13 protein-coding genes and 1 tRNA gene are annotated in these 13,870 nt (G+C 62.7%); 2 read left to right on the top strand and 12 right to left on the bottom strand.

Annotated features, from left to right (window positions below; all coding sequences use genetic code 11):
- Positions 1 to 113 precede the first annotated feature (113 nt).
- The 11 genes from J2W36_RS11365 to J2W36_RS11315 form a co-directional block, all read right to left on the bottom strand.
- Positions 114 to 190 (bottom strand) — tRNA-Pro (locus J2W36_RS11365).
- Positions 191 to 216: 26 nt separating this feature from the next.
- Positions 217 to 693, bottom strand: coding sequence for a MerR family transcriptional regulator (locus J2W36_RS11360; RefSeq protein ID WP_307689832.1), 477 nt, complete (start codon positions 691 to 693; stop codon positions 217 to 219).
- A gap of 64 nt (positions 694 to 757) precedes the next feature.
- Entirely contained in the window at positions 758 to 1,120 is a 363-nt protein-coding gene (locus tag J2W36_RS11355) for an integration host factor subunit alpha (protein ID WP_307689831.1), read from the bottom strand.
- Positions 1,121 to 1,125: 5 nt separating this feature from the next.
- Positions 1,126 to 3,564 carry a phenylalanine--tRNA ligase subunit beta gene (pheT, locus tag J2W36_RS11350; RefSeq protein WP_307689830.1) on the bottom strand — a complete coding sequence of 813 codons (2,439 nt, stop codon included), beginning with the start codon at positions 3,562 to 3,564 and terminating at the stop codon, positions 1,126 to 1,128.
- Positions 3,565 to 3,593: 29 nt separating this feature from the next.
- Positions 3,594 to 4,670 carry a phenylalanine--tRNA ligase subunit alpha gene (gene pheS / locus J2W36_RS11345; RefSeq protein ID WP_307689829.1) on the bottom strand — a complete coding sequence of 359 codons (1,077 nt, stop codon included), beginning with the start codon at positions 4,668 to 4,670 and terminating at the stop codon, positions 3,594 to 3,596.
- A 125-nt stretch (positions 4,671 to 4,795) separates the two neighbouring features.
- Positions 4,796 to 5,155 (bottom strand): 50S ribosomal protein L20, encoded by a 360-nt coding sequence (gene rplT, locus J2W36_RS11340; RefSeq protein ID WP_307689828.1) that lies wholly within the window; start codon positions 5,153 to 5,155, stop codon positions 4,796 to 4,798.
- Positions 5,156 to 5,179: 24 nt separating this feature from the next.
- Positions 5,180 to 5,383: a 50S ribosomal protein L35 gene (rpmI, locus tag J2W36_RS11335; protein ID WP_298926708.1), complete on the bottom strand. Its 204-nt coding sequence runs from the start codon at positions 5,381 to 5,383 to the stop codon at positions 5,180 to 5,182.
- 142 nt (positions 5,384 to 5,525) lie between these two features.
- Positions 5,526 to 6,134 carry a translation initiation factor IF-3 gene (gene infC, locus J2W36_RS11330; RefSeq protein WP_307689953.1) on the bottom strand — a complete coding sequence of 203 codons (609 nt, stop codon included), beginning with the start codon at positions 6,132 to 6,134 and terminating at the stop codon, positions 5,526 to 5,528.
- 79 nt (positions 6,135 to 6,213) lie between these two features.
- The gene (thrS, locus tag J2W36_RS11325) at positions 6,214 to 8,121 is read right to left on the bottom strand and encodes a threonine--tRNA ligase (protein ID WP_307689827.1); all 1,908 of its coding nucleotides are present in this window, start codon (positions 8,119 to 8,121) and stop codon (positions 6,214 to 6,216) included.
- A 312-nt stretch (positions 8,122 to 8,433) separates the two neighbouring features.
- A complete protein-coding gene (aceA, locus tag J2W36_RS11320) occupies positions 8,434 to 9,765 on the bottom strand; it encodes an isocitrate lyase (protein WP_307689826.1) in 1,332 nt (443 codons plus the stop codon).
- 284 nt (positions 9,766 to 10,049) lie between these two features.
- Positions 10,050 to 10,463: a gamma-glutamylcyclotransferase family protein gene (locus tag J2W36_RS11315; RefSeq protein ID WP_307689825.1), complete on the bottom strand. Its 414-nt coding sequence runs from the start codon at positions 10,461 to 10,463 to the stop codon at positions 10,050 to 10,052.
- A gap of 111 nt (positions 10,464 to 10,574) precedes the next feature.
- Between J2W36_RS11315 and J2W36_RS11310 the strand changes: the two genes are divergently transcribed.
- Positions 10,575 to 11,480: a DMT family transporter gene (locus J2W36_RS11310; RefSeq protein ID WP_370869306.1), complete on the top strand. Its 906-nt coding sequence runs from the start codon at positions 10,575 to 10,577 to the stop codon at positions 11,478 to 11,480.
- A gap of 177 nt (positions 11,481 to 11,657) precedes the next feature.
- Complete coding sequence (locus tag J2W36_RS11305) at positions 11,658 to 12,035, top strand: SWIB/MDM2 domain-containing protein (protein WP_307689823.1); 378 nt, start codon at positions 11,658 to 11,660, stop codon at positions 12,033 to 12,035.
- 104 nt (positions 12,036 to 12,139) lie between these two features.
- Here J2W36_RS11305 and J2W36_RS11300 read toward each other — a convergent pair whose 3' ends face one another.
- Positions 12,140 to 13,855 (bottom strand): thiamine pyrophosphate-binding protein, encoded by a 1,716-nt coding sequence (locus tag J2W36_RS11300; protein ID WP_307689822.1) that lies wholly within the window; start codon positions 13,853 to 13,855, stop codon positions 12,140 to 12,142.
- Between the last annotated feature and the right edge of the window lie 15 nt (positions 13,856 to 13,870).

Here is a 13,870-nt window from a genome sequence, read left to right as displayed (position 1 = left end):
TGTGGGGCTGGCAGTCAACGGACCGCCCTGGACAACCTTGGTAGTTGACTACCTGCCGCTCCAATGAAAAAGGGCGTCCGGTGGATGATTCCGGACGCCCTTGGACGTTTTATTGGTCGGTGTGAAAGGATTCGAACCTTCGACCCCTTGCACCCCATGCAAGTGCGCTACCAGGCTGCGCCACACACCGAAGCCTCAAATTATACCCTGACTCTTTCAGTAACCCGACTCCAGCAGCTCACGTATTTCTAACAGTTCGCGACGAATCTGGATGACGTTCGAGGCTTCGAAAGGTGGAGGCGCGTCGGGCTGGGCCTTGAGCTCTTCCTCGACTGCGGCCTCGAAGTCTTCGGGCGCCAGTTCCGCTGATTCGACGTTCTCGACCGCAGAATCCTCTGACACCGGCTCACCGAGCCTGCGTCGCTCGCGCTCGCTTTGAGCCAGTTCCTGCAGCTTGTTGCGTGCACCGCTGATGGTGAAACCCTGGTCGTAAAGCAGGTCACGAATTCGGCGGATCATCAGCACCTCGTGGTGCTGGTAATAGCGGCGATTGCCGCGTCGCTTCATCGGGCGCAGCTGCGTGAATTCCTGCTCCCAGTAGCGAAGCACGTGCGGCTTGACTCCACAGAGTTCGCCCACCTCACCGATGGTGAAGTAGCGTTTAACGGGAATCGGGGGGAGTGTTTTCTCCATTGAAATCAGGCCAGTGCGAGCGAAACCTCATAGGTTACCCCACACCTGCGCCCTCGACAAAATGTTACTGTGCGCCGACCGTCCACTCAACCGCACCAGCACCATCTTCCGTGACATTTCCCTGAATCTGGTCCTTGAGCTTGGCACTCGCATGGAAGGTTGCAACCCGACGCGCGCCGATCGGAATGGCTTCGCCCGTGCGCGGATTGCGGCCAGGCCGCGGCGCCTTGACCCGGATCTGGAAATTCCCGAAGCCGGAGATCTTGACGTCGTTGCCTTCGATCAGGCTGCTGGAAACCAGATCGAAGAAGGCTTCGACCATGTCCTTCGATTCGCGCTTGTTCAGGCCGATCTGCTCGAACAGCAGTTCGGCCAGGTGCGCCTTGGTGAGTGCTGGCGTTTCCAGGGCTTCGAGCGTGAAATCCATGACTTTCATCCTCGGAGACGCGCACCGAGCCGGGCGCCGAGTTGGTCGATGATGGCCTGCACGACCGGGTCGATCTGTTCGTCGGTCAGCGGCCCGCTGTCACTCTGGAAGCTCAGGCGCACGGCCATGCTCTTCTCACCGGCTGCCAGCCCCCCCGCAGGCGCCGCGCTGCCGTCGCGCGCGGCCTGCGGACGATAGATGTCGAACAGCGCCGCTTCTCGCAACAGGTCCTGCGTGGCTGCGCCCTGGATTGCCTGCATCAATGCAGCGTGCGTCACGGCTTCGGGCACGACCACCGCAATGTCGCGCTCCACCGCCTGCAGCCGAGGCACCGGCCGTGCCACTGGCACTGCGCGGGCTGTCACTGCGTCAAGATCAAGTTCGAACAGCACCGGCGCGTGCGCGAAGTCCCACTTCTGGCGCCAGCGCGGATGCAACTCGCCGATCACGCCGACATCGAGGCCATCGACGCGCACACGCGCCGCCCGCCCGGGATGCAGCGCGGGATGCTCGATGGGCTCGAACGTGGCGACCAGCGGTGCGAGCAATGCCTGCACATCGCCCTTCACGTCGAAGAAATCGACGCGCTGCGCCTTGCCGTCCCAGCGTGCATCCTGGGCATCACCCCAGGCCAGGCCGGCCACACGCATCGGCTGGTGGATGCCCTTGACGGTGCTGTCGGTCGTGACGACGCGGTCATCCCGCAGGAACACGCGGCCCAGTTCGAACACGCGCACGCGCGGCGCCTTGCGGTCGAGGTTGAACTTCAGGACCTGCAGCAGCGAGCCGATCAGCGACGAGCGCATCACGCTCATCTGGCTGGCGATCGGGTTCAGCAGCTTCACCGGATTGGCATTGCCCGCGAGGTCCTGTTCCCAGTGCGCCTCGACGAAGCTGAAGTTGATGGTTTCCTGATAGCCCAGTGACGCCACGCGGTGACGCACTGCGAAGCGGCTGCGCTGCGCCTCCGGACGCACGCGCGCTGTGATCGGAGCGAGCGGCGGCGTGGTCGGCAGGTTGTTGTAGCCGATCAGGCGCGCGACTTCTTCGATCAGGTCTTCCTCGATCAACAGGTCGAAGCGATGCGGCGCAGGCGTCACGACGATGGTGCCTTCGCCCTCCTCGATCGGCAGGCCGAGGCGTCGCAGCGCGTCGACGCATTGCGCCTGCGTGACCGGCATGCCGATCACGCGGGCCGCACGCGCGACACGCAGCGTCACCGGTTTGGCCTCTGGCAGGCTCAAGGTCTTGTCATCGATCGGGCCGGCTTCGCCACCGCAGATGTCGATGACGAGCTGCGTGATGCGCTCGATGATCTCCACCGTGCGGCTGGGGTCCACCCCACGTTCGAACCGATGGCCCGCATCGGTCGAGAAGTTGAAGCGGCGCGAACGCCCCTGGATGGCTTCGGGCCACCAGAACGCAGCCTCCACATAGATGTGGGTCGTGTCGTCGGACACGGCCGTGGCGTCGCCGCCCATGATGCCGGCCAGCGATTCGACCTCGCGCGCGTCCGCGATCACGCCGACCTTTTCATCGACCGTCACCGTGTTGCCGTTGAGCAGCTTGAGCTGCTCGCCCGGACGCCCCCAGCGCACGACGAGACCGCCGTGGATCTTGTCCAGGTCGAAGATATGGCTCGGCTGGCCGTACTCGAACATCACGTAATTCGAGATGTCCACCAGCGGCGACACGCTGCGTTGGCCGCAGCGCGCCAGGCGCTCCACCATCCAGGCCGGCGTGACCGCCTTCGTGTCGACGTTGCGGACGATCCGGCCGGAGAAACGGCCACAGAGTTCGGGCGCTTCGACCTTCACCTCCAGCGTGTCCGTGTGCGCCGCTGGCACCGCGGCGATGGCAGGCGACTTCAGCGACGCACCCGTCAGTGCAGCCAGTTCGCGGGCGATGCCGTAGACGCTCAGGCCGTGGGCCAGGTTGGGCGTCAGCTTGAGCGTCAGCAGCGCGTCGTCGAGCTTGAGCACGTCGCGCACATTCGCGCCCACTGGCGCATCGGCGCCGAGTTCCAGCAGGCCCGCGTGGTCTTCGTTGAGCTTGAGCTCGCGCGCCGAGCAGAGCATGCCCTGGCTCTCGACGCCGCGCAGTTTGCCGATCTTGATCAGGAACGGCTTGCCGTCATCGCCCGGTGGCAGTTCGGCGCCGACCAGCGCACAGGGCACCTTGATGCCCACCCGCGCATTGGGTGCGCCGCACACGATGTTGAGCAGTGCGCCCTGCCCCACGTCAACCTGGCACACGCGCAGGCGATCGGCATTCGGGTGCTGCTCGGCTTGCTTGATTTCGCCGACGACGATCTTGCTGAAGGGCGGAGCCACCGGACGGCGCTCTTCGACTTCAAAACCACCCATCGTGAGCGTTTCGGCCAGTTCGGCGCTGGACAGCGGCGGGTTGCAGAACTCGCGCAACCAGGACTCGGGGAATTGCATCTTCTGTTCTCGTTAGATCTGTGGAAGGGTCACTGGAACTGCGACAGGAAGCGCAGGTCGCCGTCGAAGAACAGGCGCAGGTCGTTCACGCCGTAGCGCAGCATCGTGAGCCGGTCGGGGCCCATGCCGAAGGCAAAGCCGATGTAGCGCTCGGGGTCCAGGCCCATGTTGCGCACCACGTTCGGATGCACCTGGCCCGAACCCGCGACCTCGAGCCAGCGGCCGGCCAAGGGGCCGCTCTGGAACTGGATGTCGATCTCGGCGCTCGGTTCGGTGAAGGGAAAGAAGCTGGGGCGAAAGCGCAGCACCAGATCGTCGCTCTCGAAGAAGGTGCGGCAGAAGTCGGTGAACACGACCTTCAGGTCCTTGAAGCTCACGTTCTCGCCCAGCCACAGGCCTTCGCACTGATGGAACATCGGCGAGTGCGTGGCATCGCTGTCGACGCGGTAGGTACGGCCGGGCGCGATCACGCGGATCTCGGGCGCCTTGACCGTGCCGGTCGTGTCGGCCGCAGCAGCTTCGAAGGCGGCCGCATGCTTCTTGATGTGTTGATGCGCATAGCGAACCTGCATCGGGCTGGTGTGCGGACGCAGGTTGTAGGGCACGCCGTCATCGCCATCGATGTCGACGTAGAAGGTGTCCTGCATCGAACGCGCCGGATGGTTCGGCGGGTTGTTCAGCGAGGTGAAGCTGTGCCAGTCGCTTTCGATTTCGGGGCCGTCGGCCACATCGAAACCCATGCTGGAGAAGATCGCTTCGATGCGTTCGAGCGTTCGGCTGACCGGGTGCAGACCGCCGCCGACATGCTTGCGACCCGGCAGCGTGACGTCGAGCGACTCGGCGCGCAGCTGAACGGCGAGTTCCTCGTCGGCGAGCTGCTGGCGGCGGTCGGTCAAGGCGGCTTCAATGGCCTGCTTGGCCACGTTGATGGCGGCGCCGCGGGATTTCTTTTCCTCGACCGCGAGCTGCGCCATGCCCTTCATGAGTTCGGTGATGCGCCCGGATTTCCCGAGGAACTGCGCCTTCGCGTTCTCGAGATCGGCCGGGGCCTTGGCTTGCGCGAATGCGGCGCGTGCGTTGTCGACCAGGGTGTCCAACTCGTTCATGAAATGCTTCGGAGAAAAAGGGGAATGGCGCGGGCCATGAAAAAAGGGCTGGGCTCTTTCAAGCGCCAGCCCTCATACCGTGGGCGCAAGCCGCCATCACGAGGACAGCGGCCTGCTGTGCAGGATCAAGCGGCCAGCTTGGCCCGGACCTGCTCCACGATGCCGGCAAAAGCGGCCTTGTCGTGCACGGCGATATCGGCCAGGACCTTGCGGTCGATCTCGATACCGGCCTTGCGGATGCCGTTGGCGAACTGGCTATAGGTCATGCCCAGTTCACGCGAGGCGGCGTTGATACGCGCGATCCACAATTGACGGAAAACACGCTTCTTCGTGCGGCGGTCACGGTAGGCGTATTGGCCCGCCTTCATCACCGCCTGTTTGGCGACGCGGAAGACATTGCCGCGACGACCGCGGAAACCCTTTGCAAGGGCGAGAACTTTCTTGTGGCGGGCGCGAGCCGTTACACCACGTTTGACGCGAGGCATGTGAGTACTCCTTGTTCGTCTTGATTAAATGCCACGACCGGGCAGCATGGCAGCCATCGAAACCATGTTGGTTTCGTGGACCGCGACTGCACCGCGCAGATGGCGCTTGTTCTTGGTGGTCTTCTTCGTCAAGATGTGACGCTTGAAGGCTTGACCGCGCTTGACGGTGCCACCTGGACGAACGCGGAAACGTTTTTTCGCGCTGCTCTTGGTCTTCATTTTGGGCATGTTCATGCTCCTTTAATTTGTGCTCGTGAGGCGCCGCGGATACTCCACGGACTTGTTGGCCCCGAGACACTTCTTCATCGCAGCGCTGCCCTGGCCTTGCGGCCCCGGCAGCACCGAAATCCCTTCGACAAACCCAGCTGGATCAGGCCGTTGCAGGCGCCGAAGCGGCTTCTGCAGCGGGCTTTGCAGCACCGCCGGCCTTCTTGCGGCCCGGCGCGATCATCATGATCATCTGACGGCCTTCCAGTTTCGGAAACTGCTCGACCATGATCAGGTCGCCCAGCTCATCGCGAATGCGTTGCAGCAAGGCCAAACCCAACTCCTGGTGCGTGATTTCCCGACCGCGGAACCGCAGCGTGATCTTGCACTTATCGCCGTCTTCAAGAAAACGCTTGATATTGCGCATCTTGATGTTGTAGTCGCCGTCGTCGGTACCGGGCCGGAACTTGATTTCCTTGACCTCGATGACCTTCTGCTTGGACTTCGCCTCGGCGGCCTTCTTCTGCTCGTGGTACTTGAACTTTCCGTACTCGATCAGTCGGCAGACGGGTGGATTGGCAGCCGCAACGACTTCCACCAGATCGACGTCCTGCTCACCGGCCAGGCGCAAAGCCTCGGTGATGCTCACAACACCCAATGGCTCGTTCTCGGGCCCGATCAGGCGAACTTCCGGGGCCATGATTTCCCGGTTCAGGCGGTGTTGGCGTTCCTCGCGGTGGCGGCGGTCGCGAAATGCAGTAGCGATGGTCAGGGTCCTTCAATCAATTTGCTACAAAAATTGTAGCTAACACCGTAGAGCGTGCGCCCACAAGCAGCTTCTGGATAAACAATCAGCGCTTGTGTTGGATGTCTTCGGCGATCTTTTGGGAGAACGCTTCAAGAGACATGGCACCGAGGTCAACATTGCCCCGGGCGCGCACTGCGACGGCACCTGCTTCCTTTTCCTTGTCGCCCACGACAAGGATGTAAGGAAGCTTTTGCAACGAATGCTTGCGTATTTTATACGTTATCTTCTCGTTGTGCAGATCGAGCTGAACCCTAAGCCCTTGATCCTGCAGCGTTTTAGCAACTGAGGCCGCATAGTCGGACTGTCCCTCGCTGATATTGAGCACCGAAACTTGGACTGGTGCGAGCCAAGCAGGCATCGCGCCGGCGTGATGTTCGATCAGCATGCCGATGAAACGCTCCAGGCTGCCGACGATCGCGCGGTGCAGCATCACGGGGTGCGCGCGACCGCTGCTTTCCGTCACGTACTCGGCGCCCAGGCGCTCGGCCGTGTTGAAGTCGACCTGCATCGTGCCGCACTGCCAGTGGCGCCCGATCGCGTCGCGCAACGTGTATTCGATTTTCGGACCGTAGAAAGCGCCGTCGCCCGGCGAGACGATGAATTCGACGCCCGAGCGGCGCAAAGCCTCCATGCAGGCGAACTCCGCCTTGTCCCAGAGCTCATCGGAACCCACGCGGTTGTCCGGCCGCGTGGCAACCTTGTAGAGGATGTCCGTGAAGCCGAAGTCGGCGTACACCTTCTGCAGCTTGGCCGTGTAGGCCACGCATTCGTCCAGGATGTGGTCTTCCGTGCAGAACACATGGCCGTCGTCCTGCGTAAAGCCGCGCACGCGCATGATGCCGTGCAGCGCGCCCGAGGGCTCGTTGCGGTGGCACTGGCCGAACTCGCCATAACGGATCGGCAGGTCGCGATAGCTGCGCAGGTCGCTCTTGAAGATGAGCACGTGGCCCGGGCAGTTCATCGGCTTGAGGGCGTACTCGCGCTTTTCCGACTCCGTCGTGAACATGTTGTCACGGTAGTTCTGCCAGTGGCCCGTTTTCTCCCACAGGCTTTTGTCCAGGATCTGCGGTCCCTTGACTTCCTGGTAGTCGGTGTCGCGGTACACCTTGCGCATGTACTGCTCGACCTGCTGCCACATGGCCCAGCCCTTTGGATGCCAGAACACCACGCCGGGCGCGACTTCGTCGATGTGGAACAGGTCGAGTTCCTTACCCAGCTTGCGGTGGTCGCGCTTTTCGGCTTCCTCGATGCGCTGGATGTACTGCTCGAGCTGCTTCTTGTCGGCCCAGGCCGTGCCGTAGATGCGCTGCAGTTGCTCGTTCTTCGCGTCGCCGCGCCAGTAGGCACCGGCAAGCTTCGTGAGCTTGAAGACCTTCAGGAAACGCGTGTTCGGCACGTGCGGACCGCGGCACATGTCGACGTATTCCTGGTGGTAGTACAGGCCCATGGCCGTTTCATCGGGCATGTCCTCGACCAGGCGCAACTTGTAGTCCTCACCACGCGACTTGAAGACCTCGATCACCTCGGCGCGGGGCGTCACTTTCTTGACGACGTCATAGTCCTGCGCGATCAGGGCCTTCATGCGCTCCTCGATCGCCGCCATGTCCTCGGGCGTGAAGGGGCGCTCGTACGAGATGTCGTAGTAGAAGCCTTCGTCGATCACCGGCCCGATGACCATCTTGGCCGTCGGGTACAGCTGCTTGACCGCATGGCCGACCAGGTGGGCCGTGGAGTGGCGGATGATTTCCAGGCCTTCATCGTCCTTGGGCGTGATGATCTGCAACTTCGCATCGTGGTCGATGATGTCGCTGGCGTCGACGAGCTTGCCGTCGACCTTGCCGGCGACCGTCATCTTGGCGAGGCCGGGACCGATGGACCTGGCGACATCAGCGACCGAAACCGGGCCGGGGTACTCGCGCTGCGAGTTGTCGGGGAGCGTGATCTGGATCATGGAAACCTTGGGCTGGAAAAACAAAAAAGCGCGGTGGATGACCGCGCTTTGCTGGTTGAACGGCTGGAAGACCAGCGTGCGCGGACTACCGGCGCGATCCTTGGAAGGAAGCGCCGCTCAAAGCGGTGGTCGTAGTTCGCGGTGTCATAACCAGGGTGCCTTTCTCGCTCTTGTGGATAGACGGAATGCCAGTGATTCTAGCCGGTCCGCTCCAATCGACAGGCCGAGCAGACAGGGATTCGTCCCTCACCTTGCGTGCATACCCAAAAAAAGCCCGGCACGCGGCCGGGCTCAACGTGACAGCAAGACAGCTCAGTGGAACTGTTCTTCCTCGGTGGAACCGCTCAGCGCCTTGACGCTGGACGTACCGCCCTGGATCACAGTGGTCACGTCGTCGAAGTAGCCCGCGCCGACTTCCTGCTGGTGCGACACGAAGGTGTAGCCCTTGTCGCGTGCGGCGAACTCGGGTTCCTGCACCATGTTCACGTAGTGCTTCATGCCTTCGCCGTTGGCGTATGCGTGGGCGAACTGGAAGGTGTTGAACCAGTTGATGTGGATGCCGGCCAGCGTGATGAACTGGTACTTGTAGCCGAGCGCGCTGAGGTCTTCCTGGAACGAGGCGATCTGCTTGTCGTCGAGGTTCTTCTTCCAGTTGAACGAGGGCGAGCAGTTGTACGACAGCATCTTGCCCGGGCAGGCCGCGTGCACCGCCTGCGCGAATTCGCGGGCGAAGCCGATGTCCGGCACACCGGTTTCGCACCACACCAGATCGGCGTAGGGCGCATAGGCAACGCCGCGGCTGATGGCCTGCTCCAGGCCGTTCTTCACGCGGTAGAAGCCTTCCTGCGTACGCTCTCCGGTGAGGAAGGGCTTGTCGTTCGCGTCGTGGTCCGACGTGATCAGGTTGGCGGCTTCGGCATCGGTGCGCGCCAGCACGATGGTCGACACACCCATGACGTCGGCAGCGAAACGTGCCGAGATCAGCTTTTCGCACGCTTCATGCGTCGGCACGAGCACCTTGCCGCCCATGTGGCCGCACTTCTTCACTGCGGCCAACTGATCTTCGAAATGCACGCCGGCCGCGCCGGAGGCGATCATGTTCTTCATCAGTTCGAAGGCATTGAGCACACCGCCGAAGCCCGCTTCGGCATCGGCCACGATCGGCAGGAAGTAGTCGATGAATTCCTTGTCGCCCGGATTGATGCCGCGGCCCCACTGGATTTCATCGGCGCGCTTGAAGGTGTTGTTGATGCGGCGGACCATCGTGGGCACCGAGTCGTAGGCATACAACGACTGGTCGGGGTACATGTTTTCCGAGGTGTTGCCGTCGGCGGCAACTTGCCAGCCCGACAGGTACACCGCTTCGAGGCCCGCCTTGGCCTGTTGCATGGCCTGGCCAGCGCTGATCGCGCCGAAGGCATTGACGTAGCCCTTCTTGGCGCCGCCATTGATCTTGTCCCACAGCTTTTCCGCGCCGCGCTTGGCCAGCGTGTGCTCGATGGGGAAGGACCCGCGCAGACGGACGACGTCGGCCGCGCTGTAGCCGCGCTTCACGCCCTTCCAGCGCGGGTTGGTTGCCCAGTCTTTTTCCAGGGCAGCAATCTGTTGTTCACGGCTGAGTTGTTCGGTCAGGGTCTGGGGCATGGTCTCTCCGGAGGTGGGTTGAAGCGTTCGGCCGCTGGGGCCTTGGCATCTACTTTAAGGGACCAGTCTCACTCTTATGTCTTATAGAAGACATATTTTTCAATCAACAAAATCAACAACTTACGAATATATTTCTCAATACGAAATCAATTTTCTTATATTGAGAAAAATTATTGCGCTGCAGCATCTGCGGATTTCATCATGCGATAACGCATGTTCGCGTGTGAAATGCATCCTCGCCTGATGCCCGTGCGCACCACGCGTGCCGAAGCCCTGGTTGTTTTTCATGGCTCATTGCCGCCCTTGAGCAGCCAATCGCCTCCCGCAATCACCGGCATGCCCACGACGCGATCGGGCTGGATTTCGTAGACCAGGCAATCCCAGCTTGCGGTTTCGCCGCGCACGGTTCGTTCGCGCTTCAGATACTCGCCGGTGTCGTCGTCGTTCACCTCTTCCAGCACGTCGAGTTCGCGCTCGACTTCGGCGGTGATGCGATAGACCTCGCCCTGAATGCATCCATCGCCCCCCAGGACCGCGCCTGGATGGGTGCCCAGGTCGTACAGCGTGCCCGCGAGGGTCGCCCGTGCAACGAAGACCGGCGCGGGCTCGTAACGCGCAATGTCGTTGCGGCCACCATGCCGCAGCGTGCCGTAGACGAAAACGTGGCGCGCCACGGGCGCCGAACTGGAATGGGGCATCATTGAATCCATCTGTCACACCTGTTCTGCGTGAGTCTATTGAACAACGATCTCCTACCGCCCGACGGCGCTTCCGGGCGCCTGCTGGCCTACGGCAGCCTGGCGCTCAGCATGACCCTGGTCGGCAGCTATGTCGCGCTTTCCAAGCCGCTCGTCGCCATCTTTCCCGTGCTGCTGCTGGCGTGGCTGCGCTTTGGCGTGGCGGCGCTGGCGATGCCGCACTGGCTGCGCCGTCCGGACGGCGAAGCACCGATGACGCGTCGCACGCGCGGCCTGGTCTTTCTGGAATCCTTCCTCGGCAACTTCATGTTCTCGATCTGCATGCTCTTTGGCGTGAGCATGACGAGCGCAGTGTCGGCGGGCGTGATCATGGCGTCGATCCCCGCCATGGTCGCCATTGCGAGCTGGCTGTTCCTGCGCGAGCGCATCACGCTGCGCATCGGGCTGGCCATCGGATGCGCTGCATTGGGCATCGGCCTGCTGGCACTTGCGCCGACAGCCGGCACGCACGGTGCCGCGCAGGGCGGTGCGCCGGGCAACCACTCGCCCGCGGCCATGCCCTGGCTGGGCAACCTGCTGGTGTTCTGCGCGGTGCTCTGCGAATCGGCTTACGCGGTCATCGGCAAGTCGCTCACCGGTAAGCTCAGCCCCAAGCGCATTTCATCGCTGATCAACCTGTGGGGCTTCGTGCTGTCGACGCCCTTCGGGATCTGGTGGGCCTTGCGCTTCGACTTTGCGAGCGTGGAGGTCGGCATGTGGGCGTTGCTGTGCGTGTACGCCTTGGCCGCGAGCATCTGGACCGTGTGGTTGTGGATGACAGGCCTCAAGCGCGTGCCTGCCGCGCAGGCGGGTGTTTTCAGTGTCATGCTGCCGGTCAGCGCGGCGGTCGTGGGCGTGGCGGTCCTGGGCGAAAGCCTGTCGTCGTTGCAGTTGATTGCCTTCGCCGTGGCCCTGCTGGGTGTCGTGCTCGCGACATGGCCTTCGCGACGAAAAGCGCTGCGACACGGCAACGTGTGAAAGGTTTGCACACACGACCGTGTGCGAGCTTGCGTTTCCCTCTGAAAAAACAACAGCCCCAGGGGAAAAAGTCTCTTTTCCCCTTGGAAACGCGTTTTTTCTCATTTAGCATGCTGGCAGCCAGTGGAGACATCGCTTTTCATTGGTGAATGTCCAACCAAAAAAGGAAATCCAACCATGGCAACTGCAAAGAAAGCGCCGGCAAAGAAAGCCGCTGCCCCAGCGAAGAAGGCAGCAGCGCCTGCGAAGAAGGCTGCACCAGCAAAGGCCGCGGCACCCGCGGCAAAGGAAGCTCCGGCCAAGAAGCGCACGCCCAACGCTGCATTCATGAAGGCCCTGACACCGAGCGCCGAGCTGGCTGCCGTGGTCGGTTCCACGCCCCTGCCGCGCACCGCCGTCGTCAGCAAGCTGTGGGACTACATCAAGAAGAACGACCTGCAGGACAAGGCCAACAAGCGCAACATCAATGCCGATGCGAAGCTCAAGGCGATCTTTGGCAAGCCGCAAGTCTCGATGTTCGAACTCGCTGCCCTGATCGGCAAGCACGTCAAGTAAGCCGTCGGCGCCTCGTGCGCCTTCAAGCACAAAGAAAGCCGGCTCACGCCGGCTTTCTTTCGTCTGCTTCGCGCAAGCCGATGGCCTGTGCCCAAGCGCTGCGCTCAGTGCGTTTGCTGTGCTGCCTTCGATATCGCCGACAGCGTCGTGCGCGTGGTGATCACCTCGGGGTCGAGTGGAATCTCGATGAGCGTGCCGGTATCGGCCGCCAGCGCGCGAAGCAGCGCTGCTTCGAATTGATCGGTGGCCGTCACCTGCTCGGCCGCATAACCGTAGGCGCGTGCCAGCGCACAGAAGTCCGGGTTGCGCAGCGCGGTACCACTGACGTTCTGCGGATACTCGCGCTCCTGATGCATGCGGATGGTGCCGAACATGCCGTTGTTGAGCAGCACGATGATGCTTTTGCCACCATGCTGGACAGCAGTGGCAAGCTCCTGGCCGTTCATCAGGAAATCGCCATCGCCCGCGATCGTGAAGGCCACGCGCCCGGTCGTGAGATTGGCGGCGATGCCCGCAGGCACGCCGTAGCCCATGGCACCACTGGTGGGGGCGAGTTGCGTCTTGTGGCCTTTGGCCAGGCCGTGATAGCGAAAGAAACGATGCACCCAGCTCGCAAAGTTGCCTGCGCCGTTGGTGATGGCCGCGTCTGCGGGCAAGTGCTGCTGCAGCAACGCCACGACCGCTGCCATGTCTACTGCGCCACGCGGCGCGTCATCACTCAGACCCGTCAGCGCCTGAGGCTCAAGATTCGAGAGGTAGTCGGCATGGGCGGCCGCCGTCCACGCTTCCCAGGGCAGTTCGGGTGGGGCGCTCAACACCTCCAGGCTGCGTGCAGCCGCACTGGCGCCCGCGTTGATGGCGAGGTCGGCCTGGTAGACACGATGGAGTTCCTCGGCGCTTGCGTGAATGTGCACCAGCGTCTGCCGCGCCTTGGGTGCCTCCAGCAGCGTGTAGCCCCCAGTGGTCATCTCGCCGAGCCGCGGCCCGATGGCGATCACCAGGTCGGCCTCCTTCACGCGTGCTGCCAGCTTGGGATTGATCGCAATGCCTACGTCGCCCGCATACAGCGGATGGTGGTTGTCGAAGGTGTCCTGGAAGCGGAACGCGTTGCCCACCGGAAGGCGCCAGTTTTCCGCAAAGCGATGCAACGCCTGCGCCGCCTGCGGCGTCCAGCCACCGCCACCCGCGATGACGAAGGGCCGCTGCGCCTTCATCAGCAATTGCCGCAGCGTGCGCAACGCACCCGGGTCGCTCCACGGTTGCACGGCTTCCACGCGCGGCAGGGGGCGCACCGACGTCATCGTGCGCAGCATGTCCTCGGGCAACACCAGCACCACCGGGCCAGGCCGACCGTTCATGGCCGTGGCGAAGGCGCGCGAGATGTATTCCGGAATGCGGTCGGCATCGTCGATGCGCTCGACGCGCTTGGCGAAACCCTTGGTGCTCGGGCCGAAGAAGGCACCGTAGTCGACCTCCTGGAACGCCTCCCGGTCGCGGAAGTCGCTGCCCACGTCACCGACGAAGAGCACCATCGGCGTCGAATCCTGGAAGGCGTTGTGCACACCGATCGACGCGTTGGTGGCGCCCGGCCCCCGCGTGACAAAGCAGATGCCCGGGCGGCCGGTGAGCTTGCCATGAGCCTCGGCCATGAAGGCGGCACCGCCCTCCTGCCGATTGACAATGAACCGGATGCGCTCGCTGAAGGCATGAAAGCCGTCGAGCACCGCGAGAAAACTTTCGCCGGGAACGCCGAATGCGAATTCGACGCCTTGTTCGACCAGGCATTCGACGATCAGTCGGCCTGCATGCTGTGCGCTCATGAAAATGATGGGCTG

This window comes from Variovorax ginsengisoli, assembly GCF_030811835.1.
Classification (GTDB): Bacteria; Pseudomonadota; Gammaproteobacteria; order Burkholderiales; family Burkholderiaceae_C; genus Variovorax; species Variovorax ginsengisoli_C.
This window is presented reverse-complemented; position numbering and strand designations above follow the sequence as displayed.